We start from the raw sequence: 17,454 nt of genomic DNA, 5'->3' as shown, positions 1-17,454 counted from the left end.
GCGTAGAGTTTGCGTCGACACCGGATCGGTGTTCGGTTATGCGCTTAGGCGCCGCCTGAAGAAGGGATCACGACCATGAAACGCTCCACCATCAACGACATCATCCGCGACGCCGACGCCTTCATCCGCTCGTTCGGCTACATCATGCCGCCCTTCGCCTACTGGAGCCCGGAAGAGATGAAGACGCACAAGGCTGACTCCGCGGCCATTTTCACCTCGCGCCTCGGTTGGGATATCACCGACTACGGCCAGGAGAAGTTCGACGAACTCGGTCTGTTCCTTTTCACCGTGCGTAACGGCGTCTACGCGGACATGAAAAAGGGCATGGGCATGCTCTATGCCGAGAAGATCATGATCTCGCGCAAGGACCAGCTGTCGCCGATGCATCGCCACAACATCAAGGCCGAGGACATCATCAACCGCGGCGGTGGCAAGCTGGTGCTGGAACTGTTCATGCACGATCGCGACGGCGGTATCGATCCGAAGGCCGAGGTGTCGGTGCCTGTCGACGGAACCATCCACAGATTGCCGGCCGGCGGGCTGCTGAAGCTCGATCCGGGCCAGAGCGTTACCCTAATGCCGGGCGTCTGGCACGCCTTCTGGGCCGAAGGCAAGGACGTGCTGATCGGCGAGGTCTCGACCGTCAATGACGACCTGACCGACAACGTTTTCCGGGAGCCGATCGGCCGTTTTTCGAACATCGACGAAGACGTCGCGCCGGTACACCTCCTGGTGTCGGATTATGAGAAGTGGGTGGGGTAGGCGAGGGCCGCACTAGCTGGAAGCCGGGCTTGTAGTGTCAGCGGGAGGCTCTGTTCCGAGGGTTAGCAAGCGGACAATTGCTGTGTAATGATCAATAAACAAAGCGCTATTCGAAAAATATCAAAGGTTGTGTATGTCCTTTCGATGTTGTTTGTATTTTTCGTTTCAATATTAGTTATTAACGGAATTGGCGGATGGATAGTTGTATATGGAAAAGGTATTTTTGTCGATGATCATGCGAAGAGAGGAATTTTTCTGGTCATAATGTCAATCGTCATGTTTTACGGATATAGAAAATATGACGAGCATGAAGAAGGATTGAGGGCAAAATTCAATGAAAACAAGGCATTGATAGTCCGATTTATGCAAACATTGGGTATTATGTTAATATGCCTGTTTTTATTCTTGGTATCGTAGTTGTAGCAAGAAGTACGCGTCTACCGCGCGTGCTTATCCGCCTTGCGGGTGCCGAGCAGCAGCTTGCGCTCGAGATGCGCTCTGAGGTCCCCGTAATAGGCGGTGAGGAAGGCTTTTGAATCGACCGGCTCGATCTTGATCCCGATCTTGCGGCCGATCGTATCCGCCACCGCCTTCAGCGCGAAATAGTCGTCACGGCGCAGCACCTCTTCCAGCTTGTGCAGTTCGGCGATGCCATAGGCGTCGAGCTGGGCCGGGCTGAAATGGAACGCGTTGGCGACCGGATCCTGCCGCAGCGACAGGTCCTCGACCAGCGCAAGCTTCGGCGCCTCGACCACCCAGGTGCCTGCCAAAAGGTCGCCGATGCGCAGGCGGTCGCGGTTGAAGAGCGGGAACAGCGCGAACAGCAGCGCCCACACCAGCCCGAAGATCGTCGTAAACGTGTCCGCTACGCCCGCGCCGCCGCGCCCGGCGAGGATGGACAGCGGCAGGAAGATCTCGATCTCACGCATCAGATTGCGCGCGATCACCTGATCGATCGAGAGACCCGCGCCGCTGCGCGAGGCGACCCGTATGCCGACGATACGCTTGCCGGGCGTCGCGGCGCGCCGGCCGGCCTCGAAGGCGATGAAATAGGCATTGCGCAACAGGAAGATCAGGATGATCCAGACGATGAAAAGCGGCTGCAGTTCGTGCTCGCCAAGGCCTCTCAACCCGAACAGCGCGACGATCGTGATCACCACCGCCGCGGTGGAGATGATCACGACATCGAGCAGGAAGGCCGAAGCCCGCGTGCCGGCGTCGGCAAGCCTGACCCTGAGATCGACACCCTCCGGCGTGATCAGCGGTCGTGCCGCCACAAAGGCAGCGCGCCTAGCCATGTCGCACCACCCGGAACAGGTAGAAATAGGCGCTCCACAGCGCCAGCATGCCGCCGCCTATGGCATAGCGCGCGCCATCGCTGGTGATCGTCTGCCGGCCGATGCCTTCGAGCAGGCCGGCAAACAGCAGCATCACCACGACGCCAACCATGGTGGTCGCGGCCGTCCGCCCGGCCTGGGCAGCGGCCGCCATGCCGGGCAGTTCGCCGGGAAAGGCGATGCTCGTGCCGATCCGCATGCCGGCGGCGCCCGCCAGCGCGATCGCGAACATCTCTGTTGTGCCGTGGATGGAGAGCCAGCCGCCGAGTTCGAAGCCCAGTCCCTTGGCCGCGTAAATCTGGAATATCGCGCCGAGCATGCAGCCGTTCATCAGGATGAGCAGCACGCTGGGCACGGCAAAGGCGAAGCCGAGGGCAAAGGCCAGGATCGCCACCTGCGTATTGTGCGTGAAAAGATAGGCGGCGAAGCTCGACAGGAATTCGCTGCTGGCGCCGTCATAGAGCACGCCGCGCAGCATCTCGGCCGACGAATCCGGATTGCGGCCGCCGGCAAGGCCAGGCGCTATGATGGCGTCGTACCAGCCCTTGTCGGACGCCACCAGCCAGTAGCCGGCTCCGGCGCCTACAGCCGTCAGCCCGACAGACACCAGCGTCTCGCGCCACAGGTCGCGAATGGCGTGCGGCCAGTCGTGCAGGAAGAAATCGCCGATGCGCTGCCGCAGGCCGCGGCGTGCGCCATAGAGGTAGAAATAGCCGCGCAGGCAGAGCGATTCGAGATAGGAGACCAGGGCATTGTCGAGCGATGTCGCCCGTGCCACCGATAGCGAAGACAGCGCCGACCGGTAGAGCAGGGGCAGCGACAGCAATTCCTCTTCCGACAGCGCGCGCGGCGCCCGTTTCTCGACACGCGCCAGCAGCGCCTCGAAAGCCTTCCAGTCGGCCTCGCGTTCCTGGCGGAAGCTGGCCAACGACTGGCGCACCGCGTTCGTGCCGGCTTGTCGTCAGGCAGGCCACCGCCTGACGCGCCCACATTGGGTGGCCAGTGTCAGAAGCCGATCAACAGATCAGCTCTCCAGCCAGACCTTCTCGAAATGCTGCTCCAGCGACTGGTGCTGCTCGCAGCCATGCACGCCCTTGCGGTAGGTGCGGTAGACCGAGCGCCAGTAGGGCTGGATGATGATGCCGGAGTCGCGCAAATTCTGTTCGATCTTGGCCATGATCTCCTTGCGCGCCTTGGCGTCGGGCATTGCCAGCGCCTTGTCGAGCAGTTCGTCGAACTCCTTGTTTGCATAGGCGCTTTCGTTCCAGGCCGCACCCGACTTATAGGCCAGCGCCAGCACCTGGACGCCGAGCGGCCTTCCCAGCCACTCCGTGCAGGAGAAGGGATATTTGCTCCAGTCGTTCCAGAAGGTCGCCGCTGGCAGCACGGTGCGCTTGATCTTCAGCCCGGCTTCGCGCATCTGCGCGGCGATCGCATCGCCGGTGCTCTTCTGCCATTCGACGTCGACGGAGATCAACTCATACTCGTGGTCGGCCTTGCCGGCCTCGGCAAGCAGCTTCTTTGCCTCATCCACATCACGCTTGGCCGGGCCGATATCGGCATATTCGGGGTGCATAGGGCCGACATGGTGGTTGTCGGCGGGCTTGCCGCGACCGTCGATACCGAGTTTCAGCACGGCTGAATTGTCGACGGAAAGCTGTGCAGCGCGGCGCACCTTGACGTCGTCATAGGGCGCATTGCCGACATTGAAGCGCGCGACAATGGTCGAGCCGGTGGCGATCTCGGAATTCTCGAGCCCCATCTGTTCGGTCTGCGACACGGCATCGGAAGCGGTCTCGTGGTCGGTGTCGATCTCGCCGGATTCGAAGGCCGACAGCATCGCATTGGGGTCGGAGCCGTAATCGACCCATGTGATGCCGTCGAGATGGAACTCGCCCTTCCACCAGGGCTTGTCCTTGCGGCGCACCTCCGCGCTGGTCTCGGCATCCCATTTCACCAGCTCGCAAGGACCGGTGGTGATCGCCAGCGCCTTCATCGGATCGCCGTCGCCCTCATAGGAGCGGTGCATGATCAGCGCCGGATAGTCGGCCATGCCGGCGATCAGCGAGATGTCGGGCTTCGGCAGATTGAGCTTGACGGTGAAGTCGTCGACCTTCTCGATGCCGCCGTCGACCGGCTTCTTGGTGTCGGCGCTGACCAGCGCGCCCATGCGCGCGGCGACCGAATTGCCGGCGACGGAGGCGTCGCACCAGCGCGTCAGATTGTGGATGACATCGTCGGCGTTGAAGGTGTCACCGTTCGACCAGGTGATGCCTTTGCGCACATGAAGCGTCAGCGTCTTGGCGTCGTCGCTGGTCTCCCAACTTTCGAGCAGCCATGGCTCGAAGCTGAAGTCGGTGTTCCAGCGCACCAGATATTCGTTGCAGTGGCGCGCGACATTGGACATTTCGACGCCGTCGAAGGTGCGCGGGTCCTTGAAGCCCTTGACGTTCATGGCGACGCGCAAGGTGCCGCCGCGCTTCGGCTCCTCTGCGCGGGCGGGCGAGGACGCAAGGCCGCCGAGCACCAGCGCGCCGGCGGCGCTGACGCCGAACCCGGCCATCAGGGCGAGGTACTCGCGCCGGCTGATGCCGCCCTTTTTGAAATCGTCGGCGATCGGCTTTGCGCGCGGGTGCAGCTTTCGGTCGGTCAGCATGAACTTCATCGTCGTTCCCTCCTGTTGGTGCATGTCGCCCAAAAGTGCGCTGCGGTTTTTGGGGCAACGACATGCACGAAAAACCAAGGCGCCCCGGTTGCCGCCAGACGCGGGGGAGGATGCGGTTCACCGGAGCGCCATTGCCTCGGGCGATGATAGGGCGGGCTGACGCAGGGAAATGTTCGCTTTTCCGCAATTCTTGTGCGTTGTTCCGCAACGGACTGCGCGCGCGGCGAGGCAACGAGATGGCGTTCAGGACGGCCGGTTGTTCTTGCCCAGCATGGTCACGGAAGCGATGGCCGAAAGGATGTCGAGGAAAGCCTCGCCGGCGCGCGGCACGCTCTTGCGGGCGCGCAAAAAACTGTGCACGAGGCGCGGCTCCTCCTGCCACCAGGCCGAGCCGCCGGCGGCGACGATGCGGTCTCGGTAGGCCTCGCCGTCCGACGATAGCGGGTCGCATTCGGCTGTGATGACGAAAGTCGGCGGCAGGCCGGAGAAAACGCTGTCCTTGAGCGGTGAAAAGGTCGGCTCGTCGAGCGATTGTCCCGACGCCGAGCGGATGCGGCGATAGAAATCGACATCGCTGACGCTGAGTAGCGGCGCGTCCGCATGCTCGACGTAGGAACGGCCGGTCCCGTCGCCGCCGAGATCGGGATAGATCAACACCTGTCCGGCAGCGTGGCGCGGGTGGCGGCGCGTGGCGTGCGCCACTGCCGCGGCAAGATTGCCGCCGGCGCTCTCGCCGCACAGCACGATCGGCAGGGCGCTCGTCGCGGCAATCCATTCGAATACGGCCAGCGCATCCGCGAAGGCGGCGGGATGGAGATGTTCCGGCGCCAGCCGGTAATCGGCCGACAGCACCTCGAACCCGGTCGCCGCGCAGATCTCGGCGCAAATATCGTCATGGCTGTCGAGCCCGCCCAGCACAAAGCCGCCGCCATGATAGTAGACGACGATCGCCTGCGGCGCCTTGCCGGCGATTTGGTAGCGCCGGACCGCGATGTCATGATCGGCGACGACGATCAGGCCGTCATTGGCCGAGACACCCGGCGGATGGCCCTGGTGGAACGCCCGGCACATCGCGTCGTAGACGGCCCTTTGCTCGGCGATCGGCAGCTCGGCGATCTCGGGCGGATACCATTCGTTGACCCGGTCGATATAGACCCACAAAGCCGGATCGAGCCGCCGGGCGTATTTGCCGCGCTTGGTCATGTGGTGGACCGTGCCCATCGCATCCGATCCCCGAGTCAGAGGTCGTCGTAAAGCCCGGCCGCGTTCTCATAGGTGAAGCGCAGCGGCACCGAACCCTCGACCTGCCAGACGCTGACCGTGTCGCCCGACAACAGCCGGCAGGCATCGACGGTGTTGCTGACGGCGCCGCCATAGAGCCGGTTGGCGAGGTTGAGGATGGCGGTCTGGTGCATCGCGGCACTGGCGCTGCCGCAGGCGTCCTTGACCAGCAGTACGCGAAAGCCCAGCGCCGCCGCGTCCCTGACAGTGGCGTCGATGCAGGCCTCGGTCCACACGCCGGCAATCACCAGCCATTCGATGCCGCGCGCCTTCAAATCGTCCGCCGCGGACCCTGCACCGAAGGCGCTGGCCTCGGTCTTGACCAGCATCGTCTCGCCGGCAGCCGGCGCCACTTCCGGGCAGATCGCGGTCAGCGGATCGTCCTTGTCGGAGAAGGCCGATTTGCCGCTCGCATCGACCGGATGGAACGGCCGCGCCTCGGCGAGGTCGACGATATAGGCGAAGTGGTAGAGCGGCACGAAATTGCGCCGCGCTGCTTCCTGCAGACGCTGGACGTTGGCGAGAATGTCGCCGAACCCTTCGACCAGGTAGCGCTTGTCCTGCCGATGCTCCTCCTGGAGGTCGATGAACACCGCCGCCACGGTGCCTCTGCTGATCGAGATCGGGCGCTTCATTCAAACGTGCCTGTCAAGGAAATCGTCCTCATAGGGGAAGCGCGACAGAAGCTCGGTGCCGGTCTCGGTGATCAGGATCTCGTCCTCCAGCTTGACCCCCTCGCGGCCGCCTTTCTCGCCGATATAGCTTTCGACGCTGACCACCATGCCGGGCACGATGACACCGTCGCGGCCATAGGTCTCGTAATCCATGGCATGCGCGATGAACGGCGTCTCGCCATGCATGCCGACGCCGTGCATCACCGACGTATAGCGCTGGTCGATGAAGCGGTCGGGGATCTTCCAGGCCTTCTCGGCGATCTCGCGAAACGCCATGCCGGGCTTGACGACCCCGATGTTGTGCTGAACCTGGTCGTGCGCCATGCGGTAGAGCGATTTCTGATAGTCGGTCGGTCTGCCCGGCCCGCAGCGGAAAGTGCGCGAGAAGTCGGAATAATAGCCGTAGCAGCCGATCGTGTCGGTATCGAGCGCCAACAGTTCGCCCGGTCTGATCTTGCGGCCGCTCGCTTCGTTGAACCACGGATTGGTGCGCTGGCCGGAGGTGAGCAGTCGGGTCTCGATGAACTCGCCGCCCTGCCGGATCACCTCGTGATACATGATGGCGAACAAATCGTTTTCGGAAACGCCGGGCTTGATCGCCTCGCGTACGGCCGACACTGCAGCCTCGGCGCCGGCCATCGACACCTGCAGGCATTTCACTTCCTCCGGCGTCTTCACCGCGCGCACCGCCAGGATCTCGCCCTGGCAATCCCTGACCTCGCAGCCGCGTTTTTCAAGTGCCAGCGCCTGCAGATGGCCGCAGCGGTCGAGCCCGAGCTTCATCGAACCGCCGCCATGTTTCTTCAAGAGTTCGGCGATCTCGTCGGCGAACGGACCGGCGGTCTCGTCGTCGCGACCGGAAACCGAGGACCAAACCAGCTTGGACGGCCGCGCCTCGTCGATCGTGTCGAGCACCATGGAGACATGGTAGCTCTGCGGATATTCGAACAGCACGATCGGCCCTTCGGTCGGGATAAAGAAATAGCGGGTCGAGTTGCGCAGGAAATAGCCGAACATGTTTCGCGAACCGGTGGCGTAGCGCTGGTTGTAGGGGTCGAACAAAACGACCCCGCCATAGCCGGCCTCGCGCATCCAGCCGCGCAGTTTTGCCAGCCTGCCTTTGCGCAAAGCATCGGCGTCGATGAAGGACGGCTCGGTATCCGACAGCCACATGCCGCCGGCCGGGTCCGCTGCTGCCGGGTGGCGCATGCGGTCCTTGAAGTCCACGTCCTCAGTGCTGTCGGGATCGAAAACGACGATGCTCATGGGTGCCTCCTGAAGGCTCGAACATAGCTGTGCGCAGAATCGAGCTTGTGCGGAATCCCGCAAATGTCGTGCCGGATGCCGCACCCTAATGCCGCCGCATCCCCTTCGGCGCGTGCCCATGCTCCTGCCGGAACGCCCGGGCAAAGCTCGACATCGAAGCAAAGCCGCAGGCGAGCGCCACGTCGCGCACCATCAGCGTCGAATGTGCCAGCAGGTCGGCGGCGCGCTTCAGCCTCAGCCGGCGATAGTAGCCATTGGGCGAGATGCTGAGCTCCGTGCGAAAATTGCGCTCGAGCTTGTCCGGCGAAACGCCGAGCCGTGTCGCCAGTTCCGCCATGCCGAGCCGTTCCTCCACCGCGTCCTCCATGATGGCGATCGCCGACAGCACCAGCTCGTTCTGCACGCCGGTGCGAAGCCGCAGCGGCATCAGCTTGCGGTCGACGCTGGATCGCAAAGGGCTGTGCACGAACCATTCGGCAACGCCGGCGGCAAGCTCGGCGCCATAGTCCCGCGTGATGATCTCCAGCATCATGTCGAGGCTGCCGACACCGCCGGCCGAAGTAAAACGCTTGCGGTCGATGACATAGAGGTCGCGCCGCAGTTCGATGTCCGGAAACGCCTCGGTGAAGGCCGCCTGGCTGGTCCAGTGCAAGGTGCAGGCGTGGCCGTCGAGCAGGCCGGCGCGGGCGAGGAAGAACGCCGCATCTGCCACAGCACCAATATCGGCGCCGCCCCTGAGGCTCTTGCGGATCCAACTCACCGCCTCGTCGGCGACGAGATGGTCGGCATCGCCGCCGGAGCAGACGACGATGCGATCGACCTTGGGCGCATCGCCAGCGAAAAAACCCGGCTGGATGACGACGCCGTTCGAGGCCTCGACCGGACCCTTGCCGGCGCCGACGATCACCCAGCGATAGCATTCCTTCTTGGCCAGCACATTGGCCGCGCGAAGCGGTTCGATCAGCGAGCTGAACGCCATCATCGGAAAGCCGGGGAAGACCAGCACGGCGAAGGTGAGGGGGGCTTCGGCCGCCGCCGGCTGTGCGCGCTCACGTTTTCGGTTGGCGAGGGTGGCGTTCACGATTGTGTATTTCCCAGGTGCGTCATTGGTGGCAGACAGGAAACTGTAGCGGGCGTTCCGGGACGCTGGCAACGGAGACACGACACCATGTTTGCGGCAACCGCCAGCGTTCTATCGCGATCTCGCCACCCAGCTGAAGGCGCTTCTCGAGGGCGAGCGCGACTCGATCGCCAACGCCGCCAACACGTCGGCGCTGATCTTCCAAATGGTGCCCGACCTCAACTGGGCCGGCTTCTATTTCCTGGCATCCGACGAGGAACTGGTGCTCGGGCCCCTCCAGGGCAAGCCGGCCTGCGTGCGCATCGCGGTGGGCAAGGGCGTCTGCGGCACCGCCGTCGATCTCGGAATGTCGATGCTGGTCAAGGATGTGCATGACTTTCCCGGCCACATCGCCTGCGATGCGGATTCGCGCTCGGAGCTGGTCGTGCTGCTTAGGGACAATGACGGCGTCTTCGGCGTGCTCGACCTCGACAGCCCGACGCCCGGCCGCTTCGACAAGGAAGACCAGGCCGGCATCGAGAAGCTCGCGGCGATCTTTGTCGCGGCGAGTTCCTTCGAGGACTGAATGCAATCGGCCTTGCGCGTTCGGGTGCTGAGATTCAGGTCAGGACGAGTCGAAAATGGTGGCCTTCGAGAACCGGAGCGGAGCGTACTTTGGTACGTGAGCACCGGAAGCGCAGGAGACCGCCATTTGCAGGCCGGTCTCACCTGAATCTTAGACGAGCTTCACCAGCATCAGGCTAAAGCCGCCGACAAACAGGAAGGCGAAGAAGGCCAGAGCCAGCGGACGCAGGCCGCGCGAGCGGAGCTGCGAGATGTCGGCCTGAAGGCCCATGGCGGCGAGACCCATGGTCAGCATGATCTGGGTGCCCAAAGCGATCGCCGAATGGATCTCGGCAGGCATGGCAACCAGGCTGTTCAGCGCCACCACTGCGATGAACGCCACGACGAACCACGGCATGGGCGCCTTCGCCGCCGACGGGTCGGCACTGCCGCGGCGCGCCATCAGGCCGAGCGCGAGTACCATCGGCGCCAGCATGGCGACGCGCGTCAGCTTGGCGACGGTTGCGGTTTCGCCGGCCTGGGTGCCATTCTGGAAGCCGGCGCCGATCACTTGCGCCACCTCGTGGATCGACGCGCCTGCCCACAGGCCGAAGGCGTGCTGGTCGAGGCCGAACACCGGCGTCAGCAGCGGAAAGCCGAGCATGGCGATGGTGCCGAACAGCGTGATGGCGGCAACGGCGTAGGTGACATCCTCGTCGCGCGCGTCGGTGACGATGTTGGTGGCGACGATGGCCGAGGCGCCGCAGATCGAGGTGCCGGCCGCGATCAGCTGCGCCAGCTTGCGGTCGACGCCAAGCAGCCGGCCGAGCGTGATGGTGAAGATGAAGGTGGCGCCAAGCGTGACTGCCACGATGCCGACGCCGCCGGCGCCGATCGCCGCGACCTGGCCGAGCGTCAGCTGGAAGCCGAGCAGCACGATGGCGAAGCGCAGCAGCCGGCGCTGCGAAAAGGCGATGCCGGCCTTGGCGTGAGTGGGCGTGCCCAGCACATTGGAATAGATCATGCCGGCGACCACGGCGAGGATCATCGGGCTGAACAGCGCAAAGCCTGAAACGTTGCGGGCCGAGTAGGCGACGCTGGTGATCATCGCGACCAGCACGATGCCGGGCACCACGCCGGCCCAATTGATCGCCGTCGCGCCTGTGCGCGTTTCAACGGCAGCTTCATGCCCGTTTGGAAGATCGTTCGCGGTGGTCGACAGGAAAGACAAGGAAATTCTCCAGGCGGGTTCGCCAGTGGAATGCCATTCCGTTACCGATCTTTCCAACGAATTATTCGCATCACAATGATCGATTTTTCCGAACGATTGGCGTCGCCGAATTGGCTGCGGATGATGGGGCTGCGCTACTGCCTCTATCCGCCCCGGCGGGCGGCTTGACGCTTCGCCGTTTCTGCTCCAGCGTGCCGCCATGTTCGCCTTTCCCGCCAACTCGCAGCGACGCCGCCGTTCTGACGAGCGGCAAGCTGATTGCGCGAAGATAGAGGCCGGCTAGTCGAATCCGGTTTGTTCGTCCCCCAGCCCCGCCCATCCAAAAGGATCGGCGGGTTTTTTGCATTTGGAGCATTTGAATGACTGATCTTTCCATCGAATTTCGGCCGGCCGAGCCGGCGGATGCTGCCGCCATCCGGGACATCGTGCGCCGCCTACGCCGGATGGGTGCCGGTGATCGGCCGCGAGCCCTTGCCGATGCGCGCCGATTACGACAAGGCCGTCCGCGAGCATCAGTTCGACCTCGCCGTCGAGAAGGGCGAGATCGTCGGCCTGATCGAAACCATGCGGCATGACGCTCATATCTGGATCGAGAATGTCGCCGTCGCGCCGGGGGCGCAGGGCAGGGGCATCGGCCGGCTGCTGCTCGACAGCGCCGAACGCAAGGCCGTCGAAGCCGGTTGCGCCGAGCTTCGCTTGCTGACCAATGGTGCCTTCGAAGCCAACGTGCTGCTCTATCGCAAACACGGCTATGCCGTCGACCGTGAAGAGGAATTCATGAACGGGATAACCGTCTATATGAGCAAGACGCTCGATCGGCGGACGGTCGCGTGATGACCGGCACGCCGGACGTCTCCCCTTCGGCGGCTACAAGCAGTCCGGCGACGCATCACTAAGAGCGCCCTTGAATACCAGGCGTTCCGCAATTCGAGGCTCGTGGGTTTCTTTCTCTCAAAGGGGCTCTACAAGGCGCCGGTTACAAAACAGATGGAGCGCCTGCTCGCACTCTGGACCACCATTGAAAAGCAGGCAGAGATCGTAAGGGGCGGAGCGATGTTTGAACTTCAGATGAAGAGCAATCGGATTGCTCAGTTGAAGTAGCTCAGCAACCGCGCGAAGCTAACAGCAACTCGTCACGCTGGCGTTGCCGGAGCCCCTTTGACAGCGCTCCATTCCCCAGTGCTCGCCTCTATAGGGTCGGCGACGCATGTCGAGTTCTCGTCATCCCGCATTGCACAATTCCCTCGCATCAGCAAAATGCCAGCATGGTCCGCTCCTCACTCGCCGTTCTGGTGATCGACGAAAACCGCATCCGTGCCTCGATCATCGAGTCCGGCTTGCGGGAGGCCGGGCATGAGCGGGTCACCGTCATCCATGATGTGGCCGGAATTGCGCGGCGCATCGCCGAGATCGAGCCTGACGTCATCGTCATCGATCTCGAAAACCCGAACCGCGACATGCTCGAAAACATGTTCCAGCTGTCGCGCGCGGTGAAGCGGCCGATCGCCATGTTCGTCGACCGCTCCGACCAGGCCTCGATCGAGGCGGCGGTCGATGCCGGCGTGTCGGCCTATGTCGTCGATGGTTTGAGGCAGGAGCGGGTCAAGCCGATCCTCGACATGGCGGTCAGCCGCTTCAACGCCTTCTCGCGCATGGCGCGCGAGCTGGAGGAGGCGCGCAGCGAGCTCGAGAGCCGCAAGGTCATCGACCGCGCCAAGGGCATTTTGATGAAGTCGCGCGGCTTGAGCGAGGAGGCGGCCTACACGCTGCTGCGCAAGGCGGCGATGAACCAGAACCGCAAGATCAGCGACATCGCCCAGAGCCTGGTGACCGCCGCCGGGCTGCTCTCGGAGGACGAAGAGGCATGACTGCTGCGCACCAGATCACCGCCGGCTTCATGCCGCTCTTCGACAGCGCCGTGCTGGTCGCGGCCGGCGAGATGGGCTTTGCCGCGCGGGAAAACATCGAGCTGACGCTGCACCGCGAGACCTCCTGGGCCAACATCCGCGACCGCATCGCCATCGGCCATTTCCATCTGGCGCACATGTTGGGGCCGATGCCGCTCGCCTGCAACCTTGGACTGACGCCGCTTGCCTCGGAAACCATCGTGCCGTTCTCGCTGGGGCTCGGCGGCAATTGCGTCACCGTCTCCAATGCCGTCTGGGCCGGTATGGCCGCGCATGGCGCGGTGCCCGACCTCGATCCGGCGCGCGCCGGTGCGGCGCTGCGCGCGCTGATCCGCGAGCGGGCAGGGGCCGGCCGCGATCCGCTGCGTTTTGCCGTCGTGCATCCGCATTCCGGGCACAATTACGAATTGCGCTACTGGCTCGCCGCCTGCGGCATCGATCCAGAACGCCAGATCGAGATCGTCATCGTGCCGCCGCCCTTCATGGCCGATGCGCTGGCCGCCGGACGCATCGACGGCTACTGCGTCGGCGAACCCTGGAACAGCGCCTCTGTCGCCGCCGGCACCGGCCACATCGTCACCGTCAAGGCGCTGCTGTGGCGCAACAGCCCGGAAAAGGTGATCGGCGTGCGCAAGGCGTGGGCGCAGGAGAACCCCGATGCGCTAGCGGCACTCTTGCGCGCGCTGCATCATTCAGCCCGCTGGTGCCAGGATCCGGCCAACCACCAGGAATTGGCCGCGCTGATGGCGCAGCCTGGCTTCCTTGGCCTGCCGCCGGCAGTGCAGATGCCGATCCTGACCGGGCATCTCGATCTGGGCGGCGGAGCCGAGCGGGCGATCGACGATTTCTTCGTGCCTTTCGACAAGGCGGCGAACTTTCCCTGGAAGAGCCATGCGCTGTGGTTCTACACGCAGATGGTGCGCTGGGGGCATGTCGCGCACACGCCGGAAAACCTCGCCATCGCCAGGGAGTGTTATCGGCCCGACCTCTACCGCTCGGCGCTGAAGCCGCTCGGCGTGGCGCTGCCCGGCGCCAACGCCAAGGTCGAGGGCGCGCTGAAGTCGGCGACCCCGGTCGGTTCGGCAGGGGCAAGCCTGGTGCTCGGTCCCGACGGTTTCTTCGACGGCCAGATCTTCGATCCCTATGAGATCGACGCCTATATAGCCGGCCAGAAATCGGCCCGCGCTGACGCCTGATCATTTCCGCGCCATTCTTGTGCATTGCACAAAAATTGTGCGTGCAATTGCGCTAATGAACAATCTTTGGCCTGTTCGGTTTGTGGCCCAGCGCGGTCGCGATCGGCATGAATCGCTGATTTCATTGATATTTTCGCTCCAGTTCGAAACTGGCACGGTTCCTGCTTTGTCATAGGCAGGCTCTTCTGGGGTCACGGAACCGGCGTCCAATGGCGGGCGCCACAGGCAAAGCTGCCGCTCAGGTGAAATTCGATCCCGGTCTCTCGGGCGCGAAAGAACCTGGCCGGCGGCTTTTTTGTTTTGACCGAACACGCAATCGACGACGCGGATCCCAAGCCGCGCCCAACCGGAGACGACGATGACGAAACGGATCGTGACTGGAACAACGCTCAAGGACATGACGCGCCGCGATTTCCTGGCCAGCAGTGCGCTGACGGCAGGGCTGTTCGTGGCGGCGCGCAAGCTCTTCCCCTCCGGCGCCTATGCCGCCACGACGGCTCTCGAGGTGACCGGCGCCAAGCTCGGCTTCATCGCGCTGACCGATGCCGCCCCGCTGATGATCGCCAAGGAAAAGGGCCTGTTCGCCAAATTCGGCATGCCCGATGTCGAGGTGCTGAAGCAGGCCTCCTGGGGCGCGACGCGCGACAATCTGATGCTCGGCGGCGAGGCCAACGGCATCGACGGCGCCCACATCCTGACGCCGATGCCCTACCTGATGCACACCGGCAAGGTGACGCAGAACAACCAGCCGCTGCCGATGGCGATCGTGGCGCGGCTGAACTACGACTGCCAGGCCATCTCGGTTGCCCAGGAATATGCCGCCACCGGCGTCGGCCTCGACGCCTCCAAGCTGAAGGAGGCCTTTGCCGCCAAGAAGGCCGCGGGCACGGAAATCAAGGCCGCCATGACCTTCCCGGGCGGCACGCATGACCTGTGGCTGCGCTATTGGCTGGCCGCCGGCGGCATCGATCCCGACAAGGACGTCTCGACCATCGTCGTGCCGCCGCCGCAGATGGTGGCCAACATGAAGGTCGGCAACATGGACGTCTTCTGCGTCGGCGAGCCGTGGAACGAGCAACTCGTCCACCAGGGCGTCGGCTTCACCGCCGCCACCACGGGCGAACTCTGGAAGGGCCATCCCGAAAAGGCGCTCGGCCTGCGCGCCGCCTTCATCGAGAAGAACCCGAACGCCACCAAGGCGATCCTGATGGCCGTCATGGAAGCCCAGCAATGGTGCGAGGCCAAGGAGAACAAGGACGAGATGGCCGCCATCATCGGCAAGCGGCAGTGGATGAACGTGCCGACCGCCGACATCATCGGCCGCCTCAAGGGCGACATCAACTACGGCAATGGCCGCGTCGCCAACGGCACCGACCTCTACATGAAGTTCTGGAAGGACGGCGTGTCCTATCCGTTCAAGAGCCATGATGCCTGGTTCCTGGCCGAGAACATCCGCTGGGGCAAGTTCGCGCCGACCACCGACATCAAGGCGCTCGTCGACCAGGTCAACCGCGAGGATCTGTGGCGCGAGGCGGCCAAGGACCTCGGCGTCGCGGCAGCCGATATTCCGGCCTCGTCGTCGCGTGGCGTCGAGACCTTCTTCGACGGCAAGACCTTCGATCCGGCCAACCCGTCGGCCTATCTCGACAGCCTGAAGATCAAGGCATCGGCCTAAGCGCAACGGCGCCTTCGCGCCGTTTGTCCGAGGCGCAACGGCGCTTGCGCCGTTGTCGCCAGCACCGACCCAGGCGCAAGCGGCATCAGCCGCTTGTCGCCCACACCGACCACGGAGTTTTGCTCAGACATGTCCATACAAGTCATCGAGGACACCAAGGTGAAGGCGTTTCCCGCGCCGGCCAAGCCCGCCGAGGTGATCGCTTTCACCGCCAAGGCGCGGCGCCGTTTCAACCCGCTCGCGATCGCCGGCAAGCTGGCCAGGACGCTGGTGCCGCCGGCCGTCGTCATCGTCCTCATGCTCGTCGTCTGGCAGATCGCCTGCTCGTCGCCGACAGCCAGCCTGCCGCCGCCGAGCCAGGTGTGGAACGAGGCCTATGACCTGATCGCGCATCCGTTCTTCGACAACGGCCCGCAGGATATCGGGCTTGCCTGGCGGGTGCTGATCTCGCTGCAGCGCGTCGCCATCGGCTTCGGCCTCGCGGCTGTCGTCGGTGTCGCGCTCGGCGCCCTGGTCGGTCAGTCGGTGTGGGCGATGCGCGGCCTCGACCCGGTGTTCCAGATCCTGCGCACCGTGCCGCCGCTCGCCTGGCTGCCGTTGTCGCTGGCGGCGTTCCGCGATTCCAGCCCGTCGGCGATCTTCGTCATCTTCATCACCTCGATCTGGCCGGTCATCATCAACACCGCCGTCGGCGTCCGCAACATCCCCGAGGACTACCGCAACGTCGCCCGCATCCTGCGGCTCAACCAGATCGAGTTCTTCGTCAAGATCATGGTGCCGGCGGCGGCGCCCTACATCTTCACGGGTCTGCGGATCGGCATCGGCCTGTCCTGGCTCGCCATCGTCGCCGCCGAAATGCTGACCGGTGGCGTCGGCATCGGCTTCTTCATCTGGGACGCGTGGAATTCGTCGCGGCTGCCCGACATCATCGTCGCGCTCGCCTATATCGGCGTCACCGGCTTCTGCCTCGACCGGCTGGTCGCGGCGGTCGGCACCTTCGTCACCCGCGGCACAACGGCAAAGTGAGGAAAGTGCGATGACGGCCTATCTGAAGCTCGACCATATCGACAAATCCTTTGCCCGCGGCGGCCAGGTCAGCGAGGTGCTGAAAGACATCCGGCTGACCATCGACAAGGGCGAATTCGTCTCCATCATCGGCCATTCCGGATGCGGCAAGTCGACCTTGCTCAACCTGATCGCCGGGTTGACCAAGGTCTCCGCCGGCGCCGTGCTGCTCGAGGACAAGGAGGTCGACAGCCCCGGACCGGAACGCGCAGTGGTGTTCCAGAACCACTCGCTGCTGCCGTGGCTGACCGTCTACGAGAACATCAACCTGGCGGTGTCGAAAGTCTTCGGTTCGACCAGGACCAGGGCCGAGCGCCATGACTGGATAATGCGCAATCTCGACCTCGTGCAGATGGCGCATGCGAAGGACAAACGCCCGGCGGAAATCTCGGGCGGCATGAAGCAGCGCGTCGGCATTGCGCGCGCGCTGGCCATGGAACCGAAGATCCTTTTGCTCGACGAGCCGTTCGGCGCGCTCGACGCGCTGACCCGTGCCCATCTGCAGGACGCGGTGATGGACATCCATTCGCGGCTTGGCTCGACGACGATCATGATCACGCACGACGTCGACGAGGCGGTGCTGCTCTCCGACCGCATCGTCATGATGACCAACGGCCCGGCGGCGACCATCGGCGAGGTGCTTGCCGTGCCGCTGGCCCGGCCGCGCCGCCGCGTCGAGCTCTCGTCCGACCGCACCTTCCTGCGCTGCCGCGAGGCGGTGCTGAAGTTCCTCTACGAACGCCACCGCTTCGTCGAAGCCGCGGAGTAACG

At 64.0% G+C, this 17,454-nt stretch carries 16 protein-coding genes; 8 read left to right on the top strand and 8 right to left on the bottom strand.

What is annotated here, in order from left to right; genetic code table 11:
* Positions 1-75 precede the first annotated feature (75 nt).
* Complete coding sequence (locus AC1RUK_RS14305; RefSeq protein ID WP_481835106.1) at positions 76-762, top strand: D-lyxose/D-mannose family sugar isomerase; 687 nt, start codon at positions 76-78, stop codon at positions 760-762.
* Between the two features lie 437 nt (positions 763-1,199).
* On the opposite strand, the gene AC1RUK_RS14300 is transcribed toward AC1RUK_RS14305, so the two are convergent.
* From AC1RUK_RS14300 to AC1RUK_RS14270, 7 genes are all read right to left on the bottom strand, one after another.
* Positions 1,200-2,060: an RDD family protein gene (locus tag AC1RUK_RS14300; protein WP_481835108.1), complete on the bottom strand. Its 861-nt coding sequence runs from the start codon at positions 2,058-2,060 to the stop codon at positions 1,200-1,202.
* The gene (locus AC1RUK_RS14295; protein WP_481835109.1) at positions 2,053-3,039 is read right to left on the bottom strand and encodes a stage II sporulation protein M; all 987 of its coding nucleotides are present in this window, start codon (positions 3,037-3,039) and stop codon (positions 2,053-2,055) included. Before AC1RUK_RS14295 ends, AC1RUK_RS14300 begins: the two co-directional genes overlap by 8 nt.
* A gap of 84 nt (positions 3,040-3,123) precedes the next feature.
* Positions 3,124-4,764: an ABC transporter substrate-binding protein gene (locus AC1RUK_RS14290; RefSeq protein ID WP_481835110.1), complete on the bottom strand. Its 1,641-nt coding sequence runs from the start codon at positions 4,762-4,764 to the stop codon at positions 3,124-3,126.
* Positions 4,765-5,007: 243 nt separating this feature from the next.
* Positions 5,008-5,985: an alpha/beta hydrolase gene (locus tag AC1RUK_RS14285; protein WP_481835111.1), complete on the bottom strand. Its 978-nt coding sequence runs from the start codon at positions 5,983-5,985 to the stop codon at positions 5,008-5,010.
* 17 nt (positions 5,986-6,002) lie between these two features.
* Entirely contained in the window at positions 6,003-6,680 is a 678-nt protein-coding gene (locus tag AC1RUK_RS14280) for an isochorismatase family protein (RefSeq protein ID WP_481835112.1), read from the bottom strand.
* Complete coding sequence (locus AC1RUK_RS14275; protein ID WP_481835113.1) at positions 6,681-7,985, bottom strand: M24 family metallopeptidase; 1,305 nt, start codon at positions 7,983-7,985, stop codon at positions 6,681-6,683.
* 85 nt (positions 7,986-8,070) lie between these two features.
* Positions 8,071-8,967 (bottom strand): GlxA family transcriptional regulator, encoded by an 897-nt coding sequence (locus tag AC1RUK_RS14270; RefSeq protein ID WP_481839503.1) that lies wholly within the window; start codon positions 8,965-8,967, stop codon positions 8,071-8,073.
* Between the two features lie 190 nt (positions 8,968-9,157).
* Here AC1RUK_RS14270 and AC1RUK_RS14265 point away from each other — a divergent pair, with 190 nt between their 5' ends.
* Positions 9,158-9,631, top strand: coding sequence for a GAF domain-containing protein (locus AC1RUK_RS14265; RefSeq protein ID WP_481835114.1), 474 nt, complete (start codon positions 9,158-9,160; stop codon positions 9,629-9,631).
* Positions 9,632-9,781: 150 nt separating this feature from the next.
* Here the strand turns inward: AC1RUK_RS14265 and AC1RUK_RS14260 are convergent, their stop codons facing one another.
* Positions 9,782-10,831, bottom strand: a complete 1,050-nt coding sequence (locus AC1RUK_RS14260; protein WP_481839504.1) for a YeiH family protein — start codon at positions 10,829-10,831, stop codon at positions 9,782-9,784.
* A gap of 411 nt (positions 10,832-11,242) precedes the next feature.
* Between AC1RUK_RS14260 and AC1RUK_RS14255 the strand changes: the two genes are divergently transcribed.
* The 6 genes from AC1RUK_RS14255 to AC1RUK_RS14230 all read left to right on the top strand — a co-directional run bounded on the left by AC1RUK_RS14255 (position 11,243) and on the right by AC1RUK_RS14230 (position 17,452).
* Positions 11,243-11,674, top strand: coding sequence for a GNAT family N-acetyltransferase (locus tag AC1RUK_RS14255; protein WP_481835115.1), 432 nt, complete (start codon positions 11,243-11,245; stop codon positions 11,672-11,674).
* Between the two features lie 431 nt (positions 11,675-12,105).
* Positions 12,106-12,708, top strand: coding sequence for an ANTAR domain-containing response regulator (locus AC1RUK_RS14250; protein WP_481835117.1), 603 nt, complete (start codon positions 12,106-12,108; stop codon positions 12,706-12,708).
* Positions 12,705-13,943: a CmpA/NrtA family ABC transporter substrate-binding protein gene (locus AC1RUK_RS14245; RefSeq protein WP_481835118.1), complete on the top strand. Its 1,239-nt coding sequence runs from the start codon at positions 12,705-12,707 to the stop codon at positions 13,941-13,943. The genes AC1RUK_RS14250 and AC1RUK_RS14245 overlap by 4 nt, the downstream gene beginning before the upstream one ends.
* A 448-nt stretch (positions 13,944-14,391) precedes the next feature.
* A complete protein-coding gene (locus tag AC1RUK_RS14240; protein WP_481839505.1) occupies positions 14,392-15,618 on the top strand; it encodes a CmpA/NrtA family ABC transporter substrate-binding protein in 1,227 nt (408 codons plus the stop codon).
* A 129-nt stretch (positions 15,619-15,747) separates the two neighbouring features.
* Positions 15,748-16,644, top strand: a complete 897-nt coding sequence (gene ntrB / locus AC1RUK_RS14235; RefSeq protein WP_481835119.1) for a nitrate ABC transporter permease — start codon at positions 15,748-15,750, stop codon at positions 16,642-16,644.
* Positions 16,645-16,654: 10 nt separating this feature from the next.
* Complete coding sequence (locus tag AC1RUK_RS14230) at positions 16,655-17,452, top strand: ABC transporter ATP-binding protein (RefSeq protein WP_436174501.1); 798 nt, start codon at positions 16,655-16,657, stop codon at positions 17,450-17,452.
* The last annotated feature ends 2 nt before the right edge of the window (positions 17,453-17,454 follow it).

Source organism: Mesorhizobium monacense, from assembly GCF_056781675.1.
This window is presented reverse-complemented; position numbering and strand designations above follow the sequence as displayed.

Excerpts from the sequence above, each read along its gene's own strand:
- AC1RUK_RS14305 (WP_481835106.1), top strand. The coding sequence starts at position 76 with ATGAAACGCTCCACCATCAACGACATCATCCGCGACGCCGACGCCTTC.
- AC1RUK_RS14300 (WP_481835108.1), bottom strand. The coding sequence starts at position 2,060 with ATGGCTAGGCGCGCTGCCTTTGTGGCGGCACGACCGCTGATCACGCCG.
- AC1RUK_RS14290 (WP_481835110.1), bottom strand. The coding sequence starts at position 4,764 with ATGAAGTTCATGCTGACCGACCGAAAGCTGCACCCGCGCGCAAAGCCG.
- AC1RUK_RS14285 (WP_481835111.1), bottom strand. The coding sequence starts at position 5,985 with ATGGGCACGGTCCACCACATGACCAAGCGCGGCAAATACGCCCGGCGG.
- AC1RUK_RS14280 (WP_481835112.1), bottom strand. The coding sequence starts at position 6,680 with ATGAAGCGCCCGATCTCGATCAGCAGAGGCACCGTGGCGGCGGTGTTC.
- AC1RUK_RS14275 (WP_481835113.1), bottom strand. The coding sequence starts at position 7,985 with ATGAGCATCGTCGTTTTCGATCCCGACAGCACTGAGGACGTGGACTTC.
- AC1RUK_RS14270 (WP_481839503.1), bottom strand. The coding sequence starts at position 8,967 with ATGATGGCGTTCAGCTCGCTGATCGAACCGCTTCGCGCGGCCAATGTG.
- AC1RUK_RS14255 (WP_481835115.1), top strand. The coding sequence starts at position 11,243 with ATGCTGCCGCCATCCGGGACATCGTGCGCCGCCTACGCCGGATGGGTG.
- AC1RUK_RS14250 (WP_481835117.1), top strand. The coding sequence starts at position 12,106 with ATGGTCCGCTCCTCACTCGCCGTTCTGGTGATCGACGAAAACCGCATC.
- AC1RUK_RS14245 (WP_481835118.1), top strand. The coding sequence starts at position 12,705 with ATGACTGCTGCGCACCAGATCACCGCCGGCTTCATGCCGCTCTTCGAC.
- ntrB (WP_481835119.1), top strand. The coding sequence starts at position 15,748 with ATGTCCATACAAGTCATCGAGGACACCAAGGTGAAGGCGTTTCCCGCG.
- AC1RUK_RS14230 (WP_436174501.1), top strand. The coding sequence starts at position 16,655 with ATGACGGCCTATCTGAAGCTCGACCATATCGACAAATCCTTTGCCCGC.